A 19,472-nucleotide genomic window follows, 5' to 3' on the forward strand; every position below is an offset into this window, starting at 1 on the left:
CCGATTACCTGACTCTTTGCCCCGCTGGACGCTGCTGCTCGTCGTGCTTTTCACCGGGGCCTACTTCCTGCTGACCCACGAAGGAATCTATGGGGTAGACGATTACTTCTATGCCCGCCACGCCTACCAGCTGCTGCACGGCACCTTCGAGCTGGGCCCCGACCCGCTGGAGCTGCTGCACGACCCGCTGCACGAGCGGTGGCTGATTTTTGGGCCGGTAGCGGGATTTTTCGCTTTGTTTGGCGTTAATATCATCAGCGCTACGCTCTGGCCGCTGCTGGCCACGCTGGGCTGCGCCGGGCTGATTTACGTGCTCTATGGCCGGCGCGAGCCGGTGGTGGCGGCCGCGGCGATGCTGCTGCTGGGGCTGCACTACTTCACGCTCAACCTGAGCAACTACCTCTATCCCGACAACATCCTTATGTTCTGGTGCCTGGCCGGCGCGGCGGCACTGCTGCGGGGCCGCGAGCCGGGGCGCCGGGCCGGGTGGTGGGGCCTGGGCTTTGCGCTGCTCAGCTTCGCAGCCCTGCTCAGCAAGGAAACCATTGCCTACTACCTGCCTTTTTACGTGGGCGTGCTGGGCCTCGATGCGGTGCGCCAACGGCACAGCCGGTTCTGGATAGTGGCCCTGGGGGCCGGGGCGTTGTTGCTGGCGGCCTACGGTACTTTTTACTACCTCGTCACCGATAACGCCCTTTACCGGCTGCAGCTCATCGAGCAAACCAACCGCTTCCTGAGTGAAGGCAACTACCTGGCCGGCAACCGGGCGGCGCTGCTGGGCCGCATTACGTGGCAGCCGCTGGGCTTTTTCGTGGGCATCGGGCTGGGGCTGATGCTTACGCTGGCCGCCGCGGCACTGGGCAGCCTCGGTGGCGCGCAGCCCTCGGCCAGGGCCACCACCGAGGCTCCCGACCGGCAGTTCTGGCTGGCGCTGGCGGCCAGTACGCTGGCTTTCTACTGGCTGGGCAGTACGTCGCTGAGCTCCTATAACCCCATCACCCTGCTCCCGCGCATGACCACGCCGCTGCTGCCGCCACTGGCGCTGGCGGCCGGTTTCGGGCTGCAACGGCTGCTGGCCCGGGCTGGCACCCGGGCCCTGGTAGCGGGCGTGGTTTTGCTGCTACTGACTGCCTGGCTGCGCACCGCCGTAGCCGTGGTGTACGTGCTGCCGGGGCTGGCCCTGCTGGTTGTGGGCCTGAGCCGCTGGCTGCCGCGCTGGCCCGCAGCACTCCGGCCCGGCCGGCCGGCGCTGGAGGCCGCGGTATTAGCGGTGCTGGCGTTAGCGCTGGCGGTGCGGCCGGCCTATTTCATGACCAAGCCGCTGGTTTCGGCCCACGCCGCGCAGGTGCGGGTGCTGCGGCAATTGGCCGGGCCGGGCGTGCAGGGCACGGTGCTGGTTGATGACTTCCTGTTCCCCAACTACGATTTCAGCTACGGTTTCCAGGTGCCCGCGGGGCTGCATTTCCGCCGCTTCTTCGCTCGCGACTCCATCCTCATCAGCCCCACCCGGCCCGCCTGGCTGCTGCTCAACCGCGCCACGCTGGCCAACGACGAGCTCACCCGCAAACTCATCCGCTACTCGCCCGATTCGGTGCTCAGCTGGTACCCCAACCGCCGCCTGGTTGCCCGCGACGGGCTGGTAGAACTGTATGAGGTGAGGAAGTAAGTATTTAAGCGAACGTCATTCAGAGGGCAGCGAGGAATCTCGCATGCTGACGATGAACCGTCTCTTCAACATCAGCGTGCGAGATTCTTCGCTGCGCTCTGAATGACGTTCGTTTTCTCATGCTTCACTCCTACCCCAGCAGCGCAAACATTGTCCAGTCCAGCGGCCCAACGGCTCCCAATTCCTTCAGCAGCTGGTATAGCTCGCGGGCCTCGGGGCGGCTGCGGTAGCGCAGGGCCTGGCGCAGTTCCCAGCGCACGCGCACAACCAAAGCGGCCCGCTCGGCGGGGGTGCGGCACAGGGCCCGGGCCTTGCGGCACACCACAATGGTGGAGGCCAGGTGCGGGTCGTGGCGGCGGTAGCTCTGGGCCGATTTGGAGCGCGGGTGCAGGTGCTTTCGGGTACTGACGATGTCGAGGAACTGAAACTCCCAGTCGCGGCTGGCGCGCACCCAGAAGTCGAAGTCCTCGTAGCTCAGCGTTTCGTCGTAGCCACCCAGCGCCTCCAGCGTGGCCCGGCGCATGAGCATGGTGGGCGTACTGATGAAGTAGCGGGCCAGCACATCGGCAAACACGAGGCCCGAGGCGGGGCGCGGGTGCAGGTGGCCGCGGGCGTCTCGGCGGTAATAATGGCGCACGTAGCGGCCCGACTCATCTATGAGCTCGGCATCGGTGTACACTACGCCGCAGCGCGGCCCGGCCTGCGCAAAGGCCGCCACCTGCTGGCTGATGCGCTCGGGCAGCAGCACGTCGTCGGTGGCAAAATCAATGATAAACTCGCCCCGGCTCAGGGCCAGGCCCCGGTTGAAGGCGCGGCAGTTATTCAGGTTTTCGGGTAGCAGCAGCAGTTGCCAACCGGGGTTTTGGGCCGCGTAGCGCCGCAGAATATCGGCGCTGCCATCAGTGCTGGCGTCATCTACCAGCACCACTTCCAGGTGCGGATACGTCTGGGCCAGAATAGAATCCAGGGCCGCCTCCAGAAACCGGGCGTGGTTGTGGCACAGGGCAATAATGGAGACGAGCGGGGCCATTGGTTGTTGGTTTTTGGGTTTTGGTTGCTGGTTTTTAGTTGTTGGTTGTTTTATGGCTAATAGAGGATCGTTATTCTGATAAAAAAACCAACAATCAACAACTAAAAACCAGCAACCAACAACCACTAATAAACCACTTCCCGCCGGAAGTACCACAGGCTCCAGAGCAGCAGCAGGCCGTAGTCGGCGGCTTGGGCCCAGGGGGCGGCCAGCAAACCCAGGCGGGGCAGCAGCAACACCAGCAGCAGCGCGTAGGCGGCCGTCGAAACGGCCTGAAACACCACGTAGCGGCCCACCTGGGCGCGGGCCGTGAGCAGGAACAGCAGCGCCCAAGTCAGGAATTTCAGCCAGTCGGCCAGCAGCTGGGGGCCCAGCAGGTAGCCGGCGGCGGCAAAGCGCGGCTCGAACAGCAGCGGCAGCAACCAGGCGCGCGTCAGCCACAGCAGCGCCAGCCCAGCGGCCAGCGCCGGGGCTAGCACCAGCAGCACCAGCCGCACGAAGCGGCCCTGCGCGGCCGGTTCGCCGCTTAGCGCTGCCAGTCGCGGGTAGTACACGGTGCCCAGCACCGACGACACGACCATGCCGTAGTTGTCGGAAAGCTTGGCCACGGCCTGCCACAAATCGGTAGCTTCCAGCCCGAACCGCTGCACCAGCACCTCACGTAGTACAAAGCTCACGGCCTTCGTGAACAGCAGCGTGCTCAGGGCCATCAGCAGAAACCGGCCCAGCCCACGTAGTGCCACCCGGCTGACGGGCCCGCGCAGCCACGGCAGCAGCCCCGCCCGGCCCGCTACCACCACGGCAGGCACCAGCAAAACACCCTGGGCCAGCAAGTAAGCCAGCAGGGCCTGCGGCACCGAACCGCCGCGCAGCAGCACGGCCGCCACCGCCAGCGGCCCGGCGGCGCTCAAACCCACCGTCAGCCATACATAGGCGCGCAGGCGGCCGGCGGCCAGCAGCACGGCCACCGTCAGGGCGTAGCCCATCAGCAGCAGCAGGCCCAGGCCCAGCAGCAGCGTCTGGCCCGCGCCCAGGCGCAGCACGCCCACCAGCGGGCCGGGCAGCAGCCCAAGCGCCAGCAGTGCCAGCGTGCCGGCCAGCCCGTTCAGCAGCAGCGCGGCGCCCAGCCAGGCCCGGTAGCGACCCGAGCCGGGCCGCAGCGGGGCCAGGTATTTCACCGCGCCCACGTGCGTGCCGTCGTTGGGCAGCGTCGTGAACAGAGCCATCAGGTTCTGGAAGTGGGCCAGCAGCGTGAGGCCGCCCGGCCCGCCGTACACGGCCAGCAGCTTATTGAGCACCAGCGCCCCCGCCGTGCGCGCGCCCACCGCCACCCCCGAGCCCGCCGCCCCGCGCACAAAGCGCCCGATAATCACGCGGCGGGATTCGGTCATTTTTTGGTGGTTTGGCGGTTTGGCGGTTTGGCGGTTTGGCAAAGATACTGTCATCCTGAGCGCAGCGAAGGAGCTTATCCAGAGGCTGTAGTCTGCTGTTAGCTTCCGTATAGGTCCTTCGCTGCGCTCAGGATGACAGCCGTATTTCTCCTCCTCATCAAATCACCAAATCACCACGTCACCAAATCACTTTGCTGAACGTCAGCTTCAGGCCCGACTCAGCGCCGAGGTGGCGCTTGAAACGCAGCAACGACTCGTCGACGCCGGTGGGCAGGGCCGAAATGCCCAGGTCGAGCAGGCGCATGCCGCTGGCCCGGCCGAAGGCGTGCAGGCCGCCGTTGAGCATCACCATCGGGCTGAGGTGGTTATAGGCCAGCGGGCTGGCGGGCAGGAAGTGGTAGAGCACGTCGGGACGCACTTCCAGCACCACCGATATGGCCGCCCACTCGCCGGCCGCATCGCGCACCGAGAACAGGAACACCTGCCGCGGCAGCGCCTTAAACAGCGCCTGCAGTTGCTCCAGGCTCATGTTTAGCGGCTTGCCCTTCTCCTGGCGGCAGCGCGCAATTAGCTCGTAGGCCAGCGGCAGCAGCAGCGGCGGCTCCTGCTCGAAACGCAGCCCGTGCCGCTCGCACTTGCGCAGCCGCCGCCGCTCCGAGGGGTGCAGATGGGCCTCGTAGTCGCGGTTCAGGGGCAGGGTGCTGTTGATTTCGACCGGGCCAATGCTATAGCCCAGGCGGCCGAGCACGGTGGTGAGGCGGGCGCTGGCGGCGGGCTCGTAGGCGAAGGCGTGGGGCCGCAATGTAATCTGGCGCACGCCCCGCGCCCGCAGGTGGGTTTCCACGGCCTCCAGAAACGCCTGCAGCGCGGTTTCGGGCAGGTCGGGCGCGGTTTGCACGGCGCCGAAGGGGGCCCGGCCGGGGCTGCGGGCCGCGCGGCCGTCGGCGCTCAGGTACACCGCCAGCTGGGCTACGGTGTGGGTTTCGGTTTCCAGATAGAAGTGCAGCTCCTCGCCTTCTGACCACTGCTGCAAGGCCTGGTGCGCGGGCTGCAGGTACAGCCAGGGCGCGTAGGTGAGCGGCCGCGCGGGCGCGGGCGCGGCGCCCGGCAGCAGCCGCAGCGTGTAGCCCGCCCCGGCCGGGGTGGGCAGGCGTAGCAGTTGGGCAGCAGGCAGGGGCGGAAACGAAGACAAGGGCAAAACCGGAATCGAGGGGCGAAAGTACAACGATTTGCCGCGGGCCCGCGCCGGGTCCCGGCGCACTTTCCCAACAAAATGCCGTAAACTGTTCCCGTTCTGCCTTTCTGCTCCCAATGACCCCGCCGCCTTCTGCCCCGTCTGCCGCCCCCGTGCCCGCCACGCCGCCCCTGGCCCCGCCCGTGCACGATGAACACGACCACGAGCTGTCGGCCGCCGATTTGCTGGAGCTGGAAACGGCCCGCCGCCTGCGCGAGGAGCACATCGGCCAGCGCCCCGGCACGCTCAGCATCCGCCCCGACGCGCTGCCGCCGCGCCTGCTGCTGACCAGCTACGGCGAGGATTTTTTCCATGAACAGGAGTACGCCGGCTACGACGAGCTGCTGGCGTTCTTCCGGCAGCACCCCGAGCAGAAGCACTGGATTGACGTGCGCGGCTACAACGACCTCGACCTGATGGAGCGGCTGCAGCAGGATTTCAACATCCATCCGCTGCAGATGGAAGACGTGCTCAGCGACTACCAGCGGGCCAAAGTGGAGGAAACCGACGACGGCCTGTTTCTGGTGTCGCGCATGACCGAGTTCACAGGCCTGCTCACGGTGGAGGACGACCAGCTGTCGATTTTCACCGGCCCCAACTACGTGCTCACGTTTCAGGACGACTACGACGACTGCCTGGAGCCGGTGCGGGTGCGCCTGCGCTCGGGCCGCAGCAGCCTGCGCCGCCGCCCCTCGCTGTACCTGGCCTACTCCATCACCGACGTGGTACTCGACCACTACTACCCCACCATGGCGGCCATCGGCGACTACCTCGAAACGCTGGAGGAGCGCATCTTCCAGGGCCGCGCCGACCGCCGGGTGCTCAGCCGCATCCTGCACGTAAAGAAGGACATTGTGCGGTTCCGGCGCCTGGTGTACCCCGAGCGCGAGAAAATTGCCGAACTGCTGCGCATGCCCGACGACGAGGTGCCCGAGGAAATCAAAGTGTTCTTCAAGGACTGCTACGACCACGCCATTCAGGCTCTGGACCTGGCCGAAAGCTACCGCGAAACCGTCAGCAGCCTCATCGATTTGTACATGTCGGACCAGAGCAACCGGGCCAACGAGGTGATGAAGGTGCTCACCATTATCAGCAGCATTTTCATCCCGCTGAGCTTCATCGTGGGCCTTTATGGCATGAACTTCCAGCGCGAAAGCCCCGACGGCCACATTAATCCGCTCAATATGCCCGAGCTCTACAGCCCCTGGGGCTACCCCGTGCTGCTGCTGCTGTTGCTGCTCATCGTCATCGGCCAGCTCACTTATTTCTATAGAAAAGGCTGGCTGACGAACAGGTGATGGGGTGATGGGTTGAGCCCGAAGAATGTGTCATCCTGAGCGCAGCGAAGGACCTGTACAGAAGGCAGCTTTTGACGTTAGCTTCTGTACAGGTCCTTCGCTGCGCTCAGGATGACATACAGCTTCTCACCATCTTCCCTACCTCACTTCTCGCTCTTCACCAAAATATCCGTTCTCCGCAGCTCGTTGCCGTTTACCCTAAACAGGTGGAAGGTGCTGGTAGCGGGGTTGTAGGTGAGGTCGATGCGGGGCGTGGTGCTGTCGAAGGGCTTGCCGCCGACGAGGCGGAAGCGGGCGTCGTAGAGGTAGGCTTTGCCGGGGCCGGTTTCGGTGAGCACGTAGGCCTGGCGGTTGGGGCCAAAATCGAAGAACTGCACCGAGCGCGGGGCCGTGGTCAGGAACGATTGCTGGAGCAGGGTTTTGCCCTCAGGGTCGAAGAGCGTGAGTCGGCCGCCATCTTCGCGGCTCACCACGTAGCCGGCCTGTTTTTGGTCGGTAATGAGGCGGAAGCGCGAGTTGCGGCTCCAGGTAGCTACCCGGCGGCGGGCCACCACATCGCCGCTCAGGTTGAAGCTCACCCGCTCGCCGTGCTGGTTGACCACCGTCAGGCGCGTGCGCCGCAGCGTGGGCCCGATTTCGACGAAAGCCGCGCTGGCCAGCCGGGCGCCCACGCTCAGCGGGAAGCCCGGATACGCCCCGCCGGCCTGGTCGAAGGCGTACACATAGCCGTTTTCGAGCAGCACCAGCACCACGTCGCGCCCATCCACCACCAGGTACTGCGGCGGGGCGGCCAGCCGGAATTCCAGCTGCTTGGGCTGCCAGCCAGCATAGGCGCGGCCCTGGGTGTCGTACAGAAACAGGTTGCCGCCGCCGCCCGCCACCAGCAGCCGCCGCGCCCCGACCTCGCGCGCGGCCGCCGACACGCTCAGCGAGGTGGCGCGCACCGTATCGGGCAGGTTGAGCGGGAAGTTGGGCTGGGGCTGGCCGCTGTTGCTGAACTGGAACAGCTGCCGGGGCGTGGCCAGCAGGAAGCCCGCCGCGCCCGGCAGCCGCACAGTGGCACCCACCAGCGGCCCGGGCAGCGAGTCGGACCAGGCCACCACGTTTTCGGGCGTGACGTAGTGCAGCACGTGGGCCGTGTCCTGCACCAGCACGCCCGGCAGCCGGGCGCCGGCCACCACCACGGCCTCGGGCGAGCTGCTCAGCGGCACCTTGAAATCGAGCACCGCGCCCGTGCCGTCGGCGTTCTGAGGGCGGGCTTCGGCGGGCCCTTCGGCCGGGTGGCGCAGAATAAACTGGGTGAAATACTGGGCGCCGGCCTGCTGCTGCTCGTCATCGGCGGGCACCCAGTTGAGGGCCACTTGCGGGAAGCGCTTGAACAGGGTTTCGTTGCGCAGCAGCCCGGCCCGGCGCTGCTCCTGCAGGCCCCGTAGCAGCAGGTTCCAGCAGTTGCGCGTGTCGAGCAGCACCCGCAGGCGGGCCAGCGGCGGGGTTTCCTGCAGAAAGGCTACCTGGGTGGGCGAGCGGCTCCAGGTTTCGCCCGCCACCACATCGGCCAGGTACTGGCGCAGGGCGGCCTCCTCGTCGGCCAGCACCAGGTAGCTGCCCACCTGCGCCACCACCGGCTGCGGCCCGAAGCCCGTGAACAGGTCGCCGAGCAACTGTTGCGGCAGCTCGGCCACGCCGGTCTGGTAAAGCTGGTAACTGCCCACCTTGCCAAACGAGGGGCTGGCGCCCGCCGCTCGCCGCAGCTGGCCCAGCAGCGTAGTCACGCGGGCCGGGTTGGCGGCGTAGGCCAGCGCCAGCTTGCCCGGCCGCAGCCGCGCCGAGTTCGTGCTCAGGTAACACAGCGCCACCTCGCGGCTTAGTTGGCCGCGCAGGCTGTCGAGCAGCGGTGCGGCGGCCGGGGCCAGCGAATCGGGGGCGGCGCGGGGGCGGGTGCCGCGCAGGGCCGCGGCCGGCCCCAGGCCCAAGTGCACCAACAGCGCGGCCCGCAATGGCAGCACGTCGGCCATGCGCAGGCGCTGGGCAGGCTGGCCGCGCAGGCGCTGGTGCAGGCTGCCGCTGGCCGTTTCGGGGTTGGCGAATCCCTGGAAAACCACTTTGTTGCCGGCCAGCCGCATTTCCGTCAGCTCGTTGCGGGCCAGGCTGGCCACGGCGGCCATTTCGGGCGTCAACTCGCTGCGGAACAGCACCCCTAGTAGTTGGGGCAGCCGGCGCTGGTTCAGCAGCAGCGTAGCGTCCACGTCGCGCAGGCGGAAGTAGTCGGTGTTCCGGAAGTCGGCGGCTACAGTGGGGGCGCCGGTGGGCCGGGCCAGGCGCCGGGCTACGGCTTCTACCAGCTCCGGCGTAGAGCTGATAACGAGGTGGTTGCGGTAGTTGAGCAGCGTCAGGCCACTGTTTTCTTCGCCTTCCGGGACCGTGCGGCGGCGCACATCAGTGAGCACCTGGCCCTCGTAGTCGCGGGTACTCACCCGGAAATCGGCCGAGCGGCCCAGGCTTTCGAGCAGCCCGCGCACCTGCCGGTATTCGCGCACGCTGCCAATGGGCACCTGAAACAGCAGCCCGAACTGCTGGGGCCCCGTCACGTGCACCGACGTGAGCACCCGCTTGCGGCCCAAAAACTTGAGCAGCACGTCGCGCCCGCCCATCAGGCTGTCCATGAGCACCAGGTTTTCCTCGACCTGCTGAAAGTAGCGCACGGCCGTCAGGTTGTCCCAGACCTGGGTTTCCTTGAGGTGGCGCACCAGCGTGGGGTGGTCGCGCGTCATGGCCACCAAAGCCGCATCGTCGGGCACCAGGGCCCAGGGGTCGACGGGCACGCTGGCCACGGTGCGCCGGTAGTACACGTAGGAGCCCAGCGCCGTGAGCAGCAGCAGCAGGGTAAGCCAGACGAGTACGCGGTTGGACATGCAGGGAAGGCGGGAGCGGAAGGGCCGGGGTGAGCAAAAATAGGCAATCGGGCCGGAGCGGGCCGGAATTTGGTAAACGGAGCTGTCATTCTCTATCTTCCGGCCCCCATTCTCTTTCTTTCTTTAGCAGATGTCTGAAAAGCAAGGCCATTTCCAGCGGGCCATTACGCTGTTTGATGCTGTCATGATTGTATCGGGCAGCATGATCGGCTCCGGTATTTTCATCGTTTCCTCCGATATCAGCCGCAAAGTGGGCTCGGCGGGCTGGCTGCTGGTGGTATGGCTGCTGACGGGCGTGATTACGCTGGCCGGGGCCGTGAGCTACGGCGAGCTGTCGTCGATGTTTCCGAAGGTGGGCGGGCAGTACGTGTACCTGCGCGAGGCCTACAACAAACTGGTGGCCTTTCTGTACGGCTGGTCGCTGTTTCTCGTGATTCAGACCGGCGTAATTGCAGCCGTGGCCGTGGCGTTTGCACGGTTTACCGGCGTGCTGATTCCGTGGTTTTCGGAAAGCAACGTGCTGTTCGAGGTGAAGAATATGCCGTGGCTGGGCTCGTTCAAATTCAGCACGGTGCAGCTGCTGGCTATTGGTATGCTGGTATTTCTCACCTACATCAACTCGCGCGGCGTGCGGGGCGGCAAGTGGATTTCCAACGTATTCGGCAGCACCAAGCTCGTGGCACTGGCGTTGCTGATTCTGTCGGGCCTGTTTCTGGGCATCAAGCACGAAGCTTTGAGCCAGAATTTTCAGAACGTGTGGCAGGCCGTGAGCTTCGACGCCGCCGGCCAGGGCACGCCCCTCACGGTGGCCGCGCTGGTTACAGCCATCGGCCTGGCCATGACGGGCTCGTTGTTCAGCTCCGACGCCTGGAACAACATCGGCTTTGCGGGCGACGAAATCGTGAAGCCCGAGCGCACCATTGTGCTGAGCATGGCCCTGGGCACGGGCATCGTAACGGCCCTGTACCTGCTGATAAACGTGGTGTACCTGCTGGTGCTGCCCCTGCACGGCGACCCGGCCGCCACCGACGTGCTGGGCCGCGGCATCCAGTACGCCACCGACGACCGCGTGGGTACGGCCGCCGCCGAAAGCATTATGGGCCCGGTGGGCGCCTACGTAATGGCCGTGCTGATTATGATCAGCACCTTCAGCGCCAACAACAGCATCCTGCTCTCGGGCGGGCGCGCCTACTACGCCATGGCCCAGGACGGCGTGTTTTTCCGGGGCATGGCCCGCCTGAACAAGGCCGGCGTGCCGGGCGTGGCCCTGTGGGGGCAGTGCGCCTGGGCCTGTTTGCTGTGCCTGTCGGGCTCGTATGGCGAGCTGCTCAACTACGTGATGTTTTCGGTAATTCTGTTCTACGTCATCACCATCATCGGCATTTTCGTGCTGCGCCGCACCCGGCCCGACGCGCCCCGCCCCTACCGCGCCTGGGGCTACCCGGTGGTGCCGCTGCTCTACATCGCGCTGGCCTCCACGTTCTGCTTCATCCTGCTCACCGACCCCGACAACTCCAGCTTCGCCCAGCGCGGCCTGCTGCTCGTGGGCCTGGGCGTGCCAGTGTACTACCTCTTCCGCAGCCGGTTTAAACGAGTTGAGAAGTGAGAGTTTAGAGGTGAGAGTTTAGAGGTGAGAACTTAGAGGTGAGAACTTAGAGGTGAGAAACACGAAGCCCCTGACGTCAGCAACGACATCAGGGGCTTCCTGTTTCTCACCTCTAAACTCTCACCTCTAAGTTCTCACCTCTAAGCTCTACCTTTTGCGGCGCTTGGTGCCTTCTTTGGGTACGAGCGTAACGACCTGGGTTTTGGCGTTGCGCGTGCGAAGTACCTGGTCTTCGTAGCCGCCGTAGCCGTAGAGCAGCAGGTTTTCGGTGCCGGCCGGTACTTCGAGCGAGTAGTTGCCGTTGGCGTCGGTGCTGGTGGCGGCTTTGGAGCCTTTGAGCAGAATGGTGGCCCCGGCCAGCGGACGGCCGTTCTCATCGAGCACCCGGCCGGTCATGTTCAGGGTGGTGGGCGCCTTCTCGATGGGCTCGGGCATGGCTACGGGCGCGGCGGGCACTACCGGAGCCAGCTCGGGCTCATCGGCTTTGGTTTCGGCGGGCGCGGTGGCGGCGGCCGTTGTGCGAGCCGCGGCGGCCGCCGCGGCGCGGGCAGCGGCCGGTGTGGGCTTGGCCGCATCGGCGGCCGTAGCTGCCGGGGTGGCCGCTGCGCTGGTGGCAGCAGTGGCTTCGGTGGTGGCCGGGGCAGCGTCCTCGGCCGCCCGCGCACCCGTTATCGAGGCCTCACCCAGCTCCATGGTGGGCGTAGGCAGCTCGGGTGCGCCGCCGGGGTTGGTGATGGTGGCCGGCAGCATCAGGTAGCCCCCCAGCACAACGGCTACAATGCCGCCCGCAATAAGGGCCAGCCGGCTGTTGCCCGACGAAAGCTCCTCCTCGTATTCAGGCAGTGGGGTCGGCGAATAACCGTCTGTTTCGGGGGTAATTTCGGGAGTGGTGGGAGTAGAAGTGTCCATAAGCACGGCTTGGTAAAAGCGAAAAAAATCGACCAAGTTGTCAGATTCAGACGCTGAATTGCTCATTATCTTCATCCGACACTATCGGCTCCTAAAGATATAGCAATACCCTTGTCTTTTTCAACCTTACCCCCAGCCCGAACAAATATTTTTCCCACTTTGAAGAAATACACCCTGACCGCGCGGGCAATGCGCAGCCACCCAGGGCCGGCAGGTCGGGCCGCAACAAAACCGGCGCCTGCTCGGCCAGATGTAGGTATCTGACCGAGCAGGCGCCGGTTAGTAGGCTAGCAGCGGTTGCCAGGGGTGTGGCTGGCAACCGGGGCGGGTTAGTCGTGGGCGGGCTTGGCAGGGCCGCTGGGGGCATCCTCGCCGAATTCCTGGTCCTGAGTGCGCACGCTGTTGCCCATCTCGTAGCTGCCCTCTACCCCAAAACCGGGGCCGGTGTTGGGCTGAGCCGTGTCGGAGTGGTCGTTGCCGCCCTGAGGCACGCCTTCGCCACCGCCGATGGCCAGGTTTTCGAGCTGGTCCTTCTGGTCGGCGCGCTGGGTGTAGCCGCCGGCGCCGGTGTTGCGCAGGGCCGAAGGGTCGGAGGCGTCTTTGCCGTTGCTGAGCAGCTCGTCGTACTCCTGCTTTTCTTTCAGCTGCTCATTATCAGGAATGGCGCTTTGCTGCTCGTTTACTACTTGCTTGTTGGTGTTGAGGTCGTCTTGCTGATTGGAGGTAGCCATAGAGGAAGTCGTGAAGTGAGGGAAGATGCTTGCTGTACGCGGCGGCCGGCGCCGGGGTTAAGGCGGAAGGCGGGCACTTTTCGGTTCCGGCCCGGTTTAACTCAACTTTGAAATACCTTGCAGGCGCAAGTCCGCCCGGCCCGCTGGTAGTACAACCGTTTCGGCCGGGTTTCGTTTTTCTGCTTCTTCGCAACGCTATGCACCTCGTTATCATCGGCAACGGCATTACGGGCGTAACGGCCGCCCTCACGGTGCGGCGGTTGCAGCCCGGGGCCCGCATCACGCTCGTGTCGGCCGAAAGCGCCCACCACTTCTCGCGCCCCGCCCTGATGTACGTGTACCTGGGCGATATGCGCTACCAGGACATCAAGCCCTACGAAGACTGGTTCTGGGCCGAAAACCGCCTGGAGCTGGTGCACGCCACCGCCACCGGCCTCGATGCCGCCGTCCAAACCGTGCAGCTCGACAGTGGCGCGGTGCTTAGCTACGACAAGCTGCTGCTGGCCACCGGCTCGCGGGGCCGCCGCGGCACCTGGCCCGGCTCGGAGCTGACCGGCGTGCAAACCTTCGTGACGCTGCCCGACCTGGAGCTGATGACCCGCGACACCCGCCAGGGCGTGCGCGAGGCCGTGGTGGTGGGCGGCGGGCTGATTGGGGTGGAGCTGGCCGAGATGCTGGCCGCCAAGGGCATCCGGGTTACCATACTCATCCGCGACACGCGGTATTGGGGCTCGGTGCTGCCGCCCGAGGAAGCCGCGCTGGTGCAGCGCCAGCTCGATGCCCACCATATCGTATGCCGCTACGGCGCCGAGCTGCAGGAAATTGTGGCCGATGAAACCGGCCGGGTGCGGGCCGTGCGCACCACCACCGGCCAGGAATTGCCCTGCCAGTGGCTGGGCCTGGCCATCGGCGTCGAGCCCAACCTAGATCTGGCCCGGGCCGGCGGACTGGAAACCGACAAAGGCATTCTGGTAGACGCGCACCTGCAAACCAGCGCCCCCAACGTGTACGCGGCCGGCGACTGCGCCCAGCTGCGCGAATTTGCCCGGGGCGAGGTAGCCGTGGAGCAGCTCTGGTACACCGGCCGCCAGCAGGGCGAAACCGTGGGCCACACCCTGTGCAACGCCGCCGCGCCCCGCCCCTACCGCCGCGGCCAGTGGTTCAACTCGGCCAAGTTCTTCGACCTCGAATACCAGACCTACGGCCGCGTGCCCGCCGAACCCGTGCCCCACGAGCACAGTTTCTGCTGGCAGCACCCCACCCGCGAGGCCCTGCTGCGCATCAACTTCCGGGCTGATACGCTGGCCGTAACGGGCCTGAACGTGCTGGGCCTGCGCCAGCGCCACGACACCTGGGCCGCCTGGCTGCGGGCCGGCACACCCGTTACCGAAGTGCTGGCCAACCTGGGCGCCGCCAACTTCGACCCCGAGTTTTTTCGCCAGTACGAGAAGGTGATTGTGGCCAGCTTCAACCAGCGGTTTCCGCAGCACGCGGTGCAGCTGCGCCGCCGTAAGGGCCTGTTCCGCGTATAGCTCAGCGGCCTTTCTTGCCTTTATTTTCCCCTTTCCGCATGGATTTCAACAAGCTTTACCATCCCAGCGCCCTCAACAGCTTCCAGTACATTGCCGTGGTGGGCGCCATCATGAGCGGGGCCGCCCAGCTCATTATTCACCTGCTCGACTACCCCCGCCCCGAAGGCTACCTGTACCTGTACTGGTGCTGGCTGGGCCTCTACATCTTCGGCTCGGTGCTCAACCTGTTCGGCAAGCCCAACGACGGCCACCACCATCATTAGAGGTGAGAAGTGAGAAGTGGGGAAAGGAACGTCATTGCGAGCAGCGCGAAGCAATCTGGCTGGGCAAAATGACACGTATTTTCAAGCGAAAAGCTCCTATTCAGCGCGGCTATTTAAGAGGCCTCCTCCTCACAGAACTTTGCTCGTGATTCCCCCGGATTGCTTCGCGCTGCTCGCAATGACGCTCTTTCAACCAAGCACTACCAAATGACTTCTGCCCAAACCCTCACCGCCGACGCGCCGCTACCCGAGGTGGTGGGCACCGAAAAGCTGCTGCTGACGCTGGTGGCGCTGGGGCTGTTGCTGCTGCTGCCCGCTGCCTTCGATGCCGACGCCTACCGGGCGCACGCCTGCTTTTACGCGGCGCTGGCGCTCATCAGCGCCGGTACGCTGGGCTGGGCCGCCTGGAAATACGGCCGCCGACCGCCGGGCGTGCACCACCACAACCTGTGGCTGCGGGCCAGCACCAGCCGCGGGGCCGTGGCCTGGATTACGGGCATCGTGCTCACCGGCTTCTACGTCATCCTCTACTGGTTCAGCAACCCCGACGACCAGGGTAATTTCGGGCCGCTCAACCAGCTCGTCCACGCCCTCGACCCGGTCAGCCAGTGGCTGCGCAACCGGCCCTCCGACCAGTGGTTTCTCTACGGCACCTTCTACACGCTGGCCATTCTGCTGATGGGCGGCCGGGCGCTCTGGAAGTACCGCCACTCGCCCTACCACCTCATCCGCACCGGCTCGCTGATATTCTTTCAGCTGGGGTTTGCCTTCCTGCTGCCGGGGCTGCTGCTGGCCTTCCAGCGGCCCGAGTTCTACTTCAGCTACTTCTGGCCCCTCAAGCAGGAATACCTGTTTCCGGGTACCGTAAGCTATTTGCTGAAGGATGGCGGGCCGGGGCTGGGCGTGTTCATGGTGTTCTGGACGGCCGTCATTTCCTTCGTGGGCGTGCCGGTGCTCACCTACTTTTTCGGCAAGCGCTGGTACTGCTCGTGGGTGTGCGGCTGCGGCGGCCTGGCCGAAACCGCCGGCGACCCCTACCGCCAGCTCGCCGACAAAAGCCGCACCGCCTGGAAGTGGGAAGTGCGCATCATTTACACTGTGCTGGTACTCATTGTACTGCTGACCGCCCTGTTGTGGGTGGGCGCTTCGGGCGCGGTGCCGGCGTTGGAGGGCATCACCCAGCCGCTGAGCCAGGCCTACGGTTTCGCCATCGGCTCGGTGTTTTCGGGCGTGATTGGGGTGGGGTTTTACCCGTTGATGGGGGCGCGGGTGTGGTGCCGGTTTGGCTGCCCGATGGCCACTTACCTGGGGCTGCTCCAGAAGCACTTCTCGCGTTTCCGCATCACCACCAACGGCGCCCAGTGCATCTCGTGCGGCAACTGCTCCAACGTCTGCGAAATGGGCATTGATGTGAAGCAGTACGCCCAGCGTGGCGAGCCCATCATCCGGGCCTCCTGCGTGGGCTGCGGCATGTGCTCCACGGCCTGCCCCCGCGGCGTGCTCAACCTAGAAAATGGCCCCCGCGACAACCGCTACCAGGCCTCCCCGCTCATTTCGGCCGACTCGCTGCGGATATTGAGCTGAGTGTGCCCGGCACCAGCACGAAACAGGCGGGCTGACAATCGTTGCAACGATTGTCAGCCCGCCTCACTTTTCTTGCTTCCTCTCAGCTTCCTTAGCTCTTCGCCAGTTTCGTCAACACTTCCTTGGTTTTGCTGACGTGGTCGGCGGCGTTGCTCAGCGAGTTAAAGATGTACTGGATAACGCCCTGCTCATCGATAACGAACGTGACGCGGCCGGGCAGCAGGCCCAGCAGGGCGCGGGGCACCTCGTAGAGCTTGCGCACTTGCCCGTCGGTGTCGGCGAGCAGCGGGAAGGGCAGGCGGTGCTTGCCGGCGAACTGCTGGTGCGAGGCTTCCGAGTCGGAACTGACGCCTACTACTTCGGCCCCGAGGTCCTGGAAATCCTGGTATTCGTCGCGGAACGAGCAGGCCTGGGTGGTGCAGCCGGGCGTGTTGTCGCGGGGGTAGAAGTAGAGCACCACGCTGCGCTGGCCGCGCAAATCGCTCAGGCGAAATGTGTCGCCGGTAGCGGTGGGCAGGGAAAAATCAGGGGCCTGGTCGCCAATCTGGAGCATAGGATGAGGGCGGCGCGGGGGCCGGTAGCGGGGCGCGGGGTTGCGCCGGTTCAGCCCAACAGCGGGCCGGCGTAAAAGTAGGCCAAAACTGCCGATGCGCCCCGCCGCCCGGCCAGCCTGCCGCAAGCGCAGCCGTAGCCCGGCAGAAGCCGGGGCATCTGTGCATCTTTGCACCGCTTTTGGGGCCGGCAGCCGTTTGCCCGGAAGCGGCCGGGCGCTTACTGCGGGCTGGCCCCCTCCCTCCTCCCCGTTTTCTGCATGCTCATCGACGTTATCATTCCCGCTTTCAACGAGGAGCAATCCATTGGCCGCGTGCTGGCCGAAATTCCGGCCGGACTGGTGCGCGAGGTGGTGGTAGTCGATAACAACTCGCGCGACCAGACCGGGGCCGTGGCCGCCGCCGCCGGGGCCACCGTGCTGCGCGAGCCCCGCCCCGGCTACGGCTACGCCTGCCTGGCCGGCATGGCCCACGCCTTCGCCCGCCCCGCAGCCGAGCAGGCCGACATCATCGTGTTTCTCGACGGCGACTACTCCGATTTCCCCGCCGACATGACGGCGCTGGTGCAGCCCATCATAACGGGCGAGGCCGATATGGTGATTGGCTCGCGGGCCCTGGGCGAGCGGGAAAGTGGTTCGATGCTGCCCCAGCAGCTATTTGGCAACTGGCTGGCCACTAGCCTGCTGCGCTGGTTCTACGGCGCCCGCTTCACCGACCTGGGCCCGTTTCGGGCAATCCGGCGCGAGGCGCTGCAACGTATCGGCATGCAGGATACCACCTACGGCTGGACGGTGGAGATGCAGCTCAAGGCCGCCAAGCTCGGGCTGCGCTCCGCCGAAGTGCCCGTGCGCTACCGTCGCCGAATCGGGGTCAGCAAGGTGTCGGGCACCGTGAAAGGCACCCTGGGCGCCGGCTACAAGATTCTCTGGACGATTTTTCGGTATTTGTGAAGTTGGTGAGGAGGTGATGGGGTGAAAAGGTAGGTTGTCACTCTGAGCGGAGCGAAGAATCTCGCGTGCATTAGTGGCTCCTGACGTTAGGATTTACTTTGGCACGCGAGATTCTTCGCTCCGCTCAGAATGACAACCCACCTTTTCACCCCATCACCTCCTCACCCCATCACCTCCTCACCCCATCACCTCCTCACCCCATCACCTCCTCACCCGCTCACCCCTAAATGCTTGCTCTGCAAATTCTGCTGATAACAGTGTACGGCCTGTGCCTGCTGCTGCTGCTGGGGTTCAGCCTCACGCAATGGCAACTGACGCGGCTGGCCCGGCGGGTGTACGCCGCTCCCGTGCCGCCCGTCCCCCCGGCCCCCGCCGAGTGGCCGACCCTGACGGTGCAGCTGCCGCTCTACAACGAGCCATTTGTAGTCGAGCGCCTCATCGACGCCTGCGCCGCCCTCAACTACCCTGCCGGCCGCCTCCACGTGCAGGTGCTCGACGATTCGACCGACGAAACCGTGGCTCTGGCCGCGGCCCGTGTGCAGCACCACGCCGCCCGGGGCCTGCACATTACGCACGAGCGGCGGACTGAGCGCACCGGCTTCAAGGCCGGCGCGCTGGCCTACGGCCTCACGCGCACCGAAGGCGAGCTGGTGGCCATTTTCGACGCTGACTTCCTGCCCAAGCCTGATTTCCTGCGCCAGACGGTACCGCACTTTTTCGGCCCCGACAGCGCCCGCACCGGCGTGGTACAAACGCGCTGGGGCCACCTCAACGAAGATTACTCGCTGCTGACCGAATTGCAGGCTTTCGGGCTGAACGCGCACTTTTTCGTGGAGCAGGTGGGCCGGCAGGCGGGCGGGCACTTCCTGAACTTCAACGGCACGGGCGGTATCTGGCGGCGCGCCTGCATCGAAGACGCCGGCGGCTGGCACGCCGACACGCTCACCGAAGACCTCGACCTGAGCTACCGCGCCCAGCTGCGCGGCTGGCACTTCCACTACCTGCCTCAGGTCGCCGCCCCCGCCGAGTTGCCGATTACCATGGACGCGCTCAAGTCGCAGCAGTTCCGCTGGACCAAGGGCGCGGCCGAAACGGCCCGCAAGCACCTGGGGCAGGTGTGGCGCTCGAAGCAGCCGCTTGGCACCCGGCTGCACGCCACGTTCCATTTGCTCAACAGCGCCGTATTTCTGGCCATTCTGCTGATGGCCGTGCTGAGCGTGCCGCTGGTATTTGTGCGGGCGCTGGGGGCCGAGCAGCTGCGGCCGGTGTTCTATCTGGCCGCGTTTTTCCTGCTGGCGCTGGTGCCGCTCACGTTCTATTTCCGCACCGCCTGGCAGCAGGTGGCCCGCACGCGGCCGGCCCCGATGGGCTTCGCGGGGCAGTTGCTGCTGTTTCTGGCGTTTTCAATGGGGCTGAGCCTGCACAACTCCCGGGCCGTGTTGCTGGGGCTGCTGGGCCAGCGTAGCGCGTTTATCCGCACGCCGAAGCTGGGCTCGGGGGCCAGCAAAGCGGCCGGCGCAGGCAGCTGGCGCAACCGCCGCTACCGCACCAGCCGGCTGCTGGGCGGCCTCACGCTGCTCGAAGGCCTGCTGGCCGCCTACTTCCTGTTCGGCATCGGGGCCGGCCTCTACCTGCACGAGTACGGCCTGCTGCCCACCCACCTGCTGCTGGCCACCGGCTACGGGCTGGTGTTCTACTACTCGCTCCGCCACGCCTGATTGAGGGACTTGGAGCTTAGGAACAGAAGAACGTCATTCAGAGCGAAGCGAAGAATCTCGCGTGAATCGTTGAACGAACCGTGCAACGCAGCCCGAG

15 protein-coding genes are annotated in these 19,472 nt (G+C 65.6%); 8 read left to right on the top strand and 7 right to left on the bottom strand.

Annotated features, from left to right (window positions below):
- The first annotated feature begins 16 nt into the window (after nucleotides 1-16).
- Nucleotides 17-1,666, top strand: coding sequence for an ArnT family glycosyltransferase (locus tag H145_RS0106470; RefSeq protein WP_019947326.1), 1,650 nt, complete (start codon nucleotides 17-19; stop codon nucleotides 1,664-1,666).
- A 130-nt stretch (nucleotides 1,667-1,796) separates the two neighbouring features.
- Here H145_RS0106470 and H145_RS20240 read toward each other — a convergent pair whose 3' ends face one another.
- From H145_RS20240 to H145_RS0106485, 3 genes are all read right to left on the bottom strand, one after another.
- A complete protein-coding gene (locus H145_RS20240) occupies nucleotides 1,797-2,696 on the bottom strand; it encodes a glycosyltransferase (protein WP_019947327.1) in 900 nt (299 codons plus the stop codon).
- Nucleotides 2,697-2,821: 125 nt separating this feature from the next.
- A complete protein-coding gene (locus H145_RS0106480) occupies nucleotides 2,822-4,087 on the bottom strand; it encodes an MATE family efflux transporter (protein WP_157541281.1) in 1,266 nt (421 codons plus the stop codon).
- 178 nt (nucleotides 4,088-4,265) lie between these two features.
- Nucleotides 4,266-5,279 (bottom strand): GNAT family N-acetyltransferase, encoded by a 1,014-nt coding sequence (locus H145_RS0106485; RefSeq protein ID WP_169513168.1) that lies wholly within the window; start codon nucleotides 5,277-5,279, stop codon nucleotides 4,266-4,268.
- 119 nt (nucleotides 5,280-5,398) lie between these two features.
- Here H145_RS0106485 and corA point away from each other — a divergent pair, with 119 nt between their 5' ends.
- A complete protein-coding gene (gene corA, locus H145_RS0106490) occupies nucleotides 5,399-6,619 on the top strand; it encodes a magnesium/cobalt transporter CorA (RefSeq protein ID WP_019947330.1) in 1,221 nt (406 codons plus the stop codon).
- A gap of 143 nt (nucleotides 6,620-6,762) precedes the next feature.
- On the opposite strand, the gene H145_RS0106495 is transcribed toward corA, so the two are convergent.
- Nucleotides 6,763-9,531: a hypothetical protein gene (locus H145_RS0106495; protein WP_019947331.1), complete on the bottom strand. Its 2,769-nt coding sequence runs from the start codon at nucleotides 9,529-9,531 to the stop codon at nucleotides 6,763-6,765.
- Between the two features lie 130 nt (nucleotides 9,532-9,661).
- Here H145_RS0106495 and H145_RS0106500 point away from each other — a divergent pair, with 130 nt between their 5' ends.
- The gene (locus tag H145_RS0106500) at nucleotides 9,662-11,137 is read left to right on the top strand and encodes an APC family permease (protein ID WP_019947332.1); all 1,476 of its coding nucleotides are present in this window, start codon (nucleotides 9,662-9,664) and stop codon (nucleotides 11,135-11,137) included.
- Between the two features lie 147 nt (nucleotides 11,138-11,284).
- Here H145_RS0106500 and H145_RS23995 read toward each other — a convergent pair whose 3' ends face one another.
- Together H145_RS23995 and H145_RS22610 are read right to left on the bottom strand one after the other, a co-directional pair.
- A complete protein-coding gene (locus H145_RS23995) occupies nucleotides 11,285-12,046 on the bottom strand; it encodes a carboxypeptidase-like regulatory domain-containing protein (protein ID WP_157541284.1) in 762 nt (253 codons plus the stop codon).
- A gap of 329 nt (nucleotides 12,047-12,375) precedes the next feature.
- Nucleotides 12,376-12,777, bottom strand: coding sequence for a hypothetical protein (locus tag H145_RS22610; RefSeq protein ID WP_019947334.1), 402 nt, complete (start codon nucleotides 12,775-12,777; stop codon nucleotides 12,376-12,378).
- Nucleotides 12,778-12,974: 197 nt separating this feature from the next.
- On the opposite strand from H145_RS22610, the gene H145_RS0106515 reads away from it, so the two are divergent.
- The 3 genes from H145_RS0106515 to H145_RS0106525 all read left to right on the top strand — a co-directional run bounded on the left by H145_RS0106515 (nucleotide 12,975) and on the right by H145_RS0106525 (nucleotide 16,156).
- Nucleotides 12,975-14,309, top strand: coding sequence for an NAD(P)/FAD-dependent oxidoreductase (locus H145_RS0106515; protein ID WP_019947335.1), 1,335 nt, complete (start codon nucleotides 12,975-12,977; stop codon nucleotides 14,307-14,309).
- A gap of 38 nt (nucleotides 14,310-14,347) precedes the next feature.
- A complete protein-coding gene (locus H145_RS0106520; protein ID WP_019947336.1) occupies nucleotides 14,348-14,572 on the top strand; it encodes a hypothetical protein in 225 nt (74 codons plus the stop codon).
- 207 nt (nucleotides 14,573-14,779) lie between these two features.
- Nucleotides 14,780-16,156 (top strand): 4Fe-4S binding protein, encoded by a 1,377-nt coding sequence (locus H145_RS0106525; protein WP_019947337.1) that lies wholly within the window; start codon nucleotides 14,780-14,782, stop codon nucleotides 16,154-16,156.
- 91 nt (nucleotides 16,157-16,247) lie between these two features.
- Here the strand turns inward: H145_RS0106525 and H145_RS0106530 are convergent, their stop codons facing one another.
- Entirely contained in the window at nucleotides 16,248-16,709 is a 462-nt protein-coding gene (locus tag H145_RS0106530) for a peroxiredoxin (RefSeq protein WP_019947338.1), read from the bottom strand.
- Between the two features lie 258 nt (nucleotides 16,710-16,967).
- On the opposite strand from H145_RS0106530, the gene H145_RS0106535 reads away from it, so the two are divergent.
- Nucleotides 16,968-17,657 (top strand): glycosyltransferase family 2 protein, encoded by a 690-nt coding sequence (locus tag H145_RS0106535; protein WP_019947339.1) that lies wholly within the window; start codon nucleotides 16,968-16,970, stop codon nucleotides 17,655-17,657.
- A gap of 227 nt (nucleotides 17,658-17,884) precedes the next feature.
- Nucleotides 17,885-19,375: a cellulose synthase family protein gene (locus H145_RS0106540; protein ID WP_033425948.1), complete on the top strand. Its 1,491-nt coding sequence runs from the start codon at nucleotides 17,885-17,887 to the stop codon at nucleotides 19,373-19,375.
- Nucleotides 19,376-19,472: the final 97 nt, after the last annotated feature.

Origin of the sequence: Hymenobacter aerophilus DSM 13606, from assembly GCF_000382225.1 — a bacterium.
Lineage (GTDB): Bacteria > Bacteroidota > Bacteroidia > Cytophagales > Hymenobacteraceae > Hymenobacter > Hymenobacter aerophilus.

Bases quoted from the DNA above. Each gene is read 5' to 3' on its own strand.
- H145_RS20240 (WP_019947327.1), bottom strand. From the start codon at position 2,696: ATGGCCCCGCTCGTCTCCATTATTGCCCTGTGCCACAACCACGCCCGG.
- H145_RS0106480 (WP_157541281.1), bottom strand. From the start codon at position 4,087: ATGACCGAATCCCGCCGCGTGATTATCGGGCGCTTTGTGCGCGGGGCG.
- corA (WP_019947330.1), top strand. From the start codon at position 5,399: ATGACCCCGCCGCCTTCTGCCCCGTCTGCCGCCCCCGTGCCCGCCACG.
- H145_RS0106495 (WP_019947331.1), bottom strand. From the start codon at position 9,531: ATGTCCAACCGCGTACTCGTCTGGCTTACCCTGCTGCTGCTGCTCACG.
- H145_RS0106500 (WP_019947332.1), top strand. From the start codon at position 9,662: ATGTCTGAAAAGCAAGGCCATTTCCAGCGGGCCATTACGCTGTTTGAT.
- H145_RS23995 (WP_157541284.1), bottom strand. From the start codon at position 12,046: ATGGACACTTCTACTCCCACCACTCCCGAAATTACCCCCGAAACAGAC.
- H145_RS22610 (WP_019947334.1), bottom strand. From the start codon at position 12,777: ATGGCTACCTCCAATCAGCAAGACGACCTCAACACCAACAAGCAAGTA.
- H145_RS0106515 (WP_019947335.1), top strand. From the start codon at position 12,975: ATGCACCTCGTTATCATCGGCAACGGCATTACGGGCGTAACGGCCGCC.
- H145_RS0106520 (WP_019947336.1), top strand. From the start codon at position 14,348: ATGGATTTCAACAAGCTTTACCATCCCAGCGCCCTCAACAGCTTCCAG.
- H145_RS0106525 (WP_019947337.1), top strand. From the start codon at position 14,780: ATGACTTCTGCCCAAACCCTCACCGCCGACGCGCCGCTACCCGAGGTG.
- H145_RS0106530 (WP_019947338.1), bottom strand. From the start codon at position 16,709: ATGCTCCAGATTGGCGACCAGGCCCCTGATTTTTCCCTGCCCACCGCT.
- H145_RS0106535 (WP_019947339.1), top strand. From the start codon at position 16,968: ATGCTCATCGACGTTATCATTCCCGCTTTCAACGAGGAGCAATCCATT.
- H145_RS0106540 (WP_033425948.1), top strand. From the start codon at position 17,885: ATGCTTGCTCTGCAAATTCTGCTGATAACAGTGTACGGCCTGTGCCTG.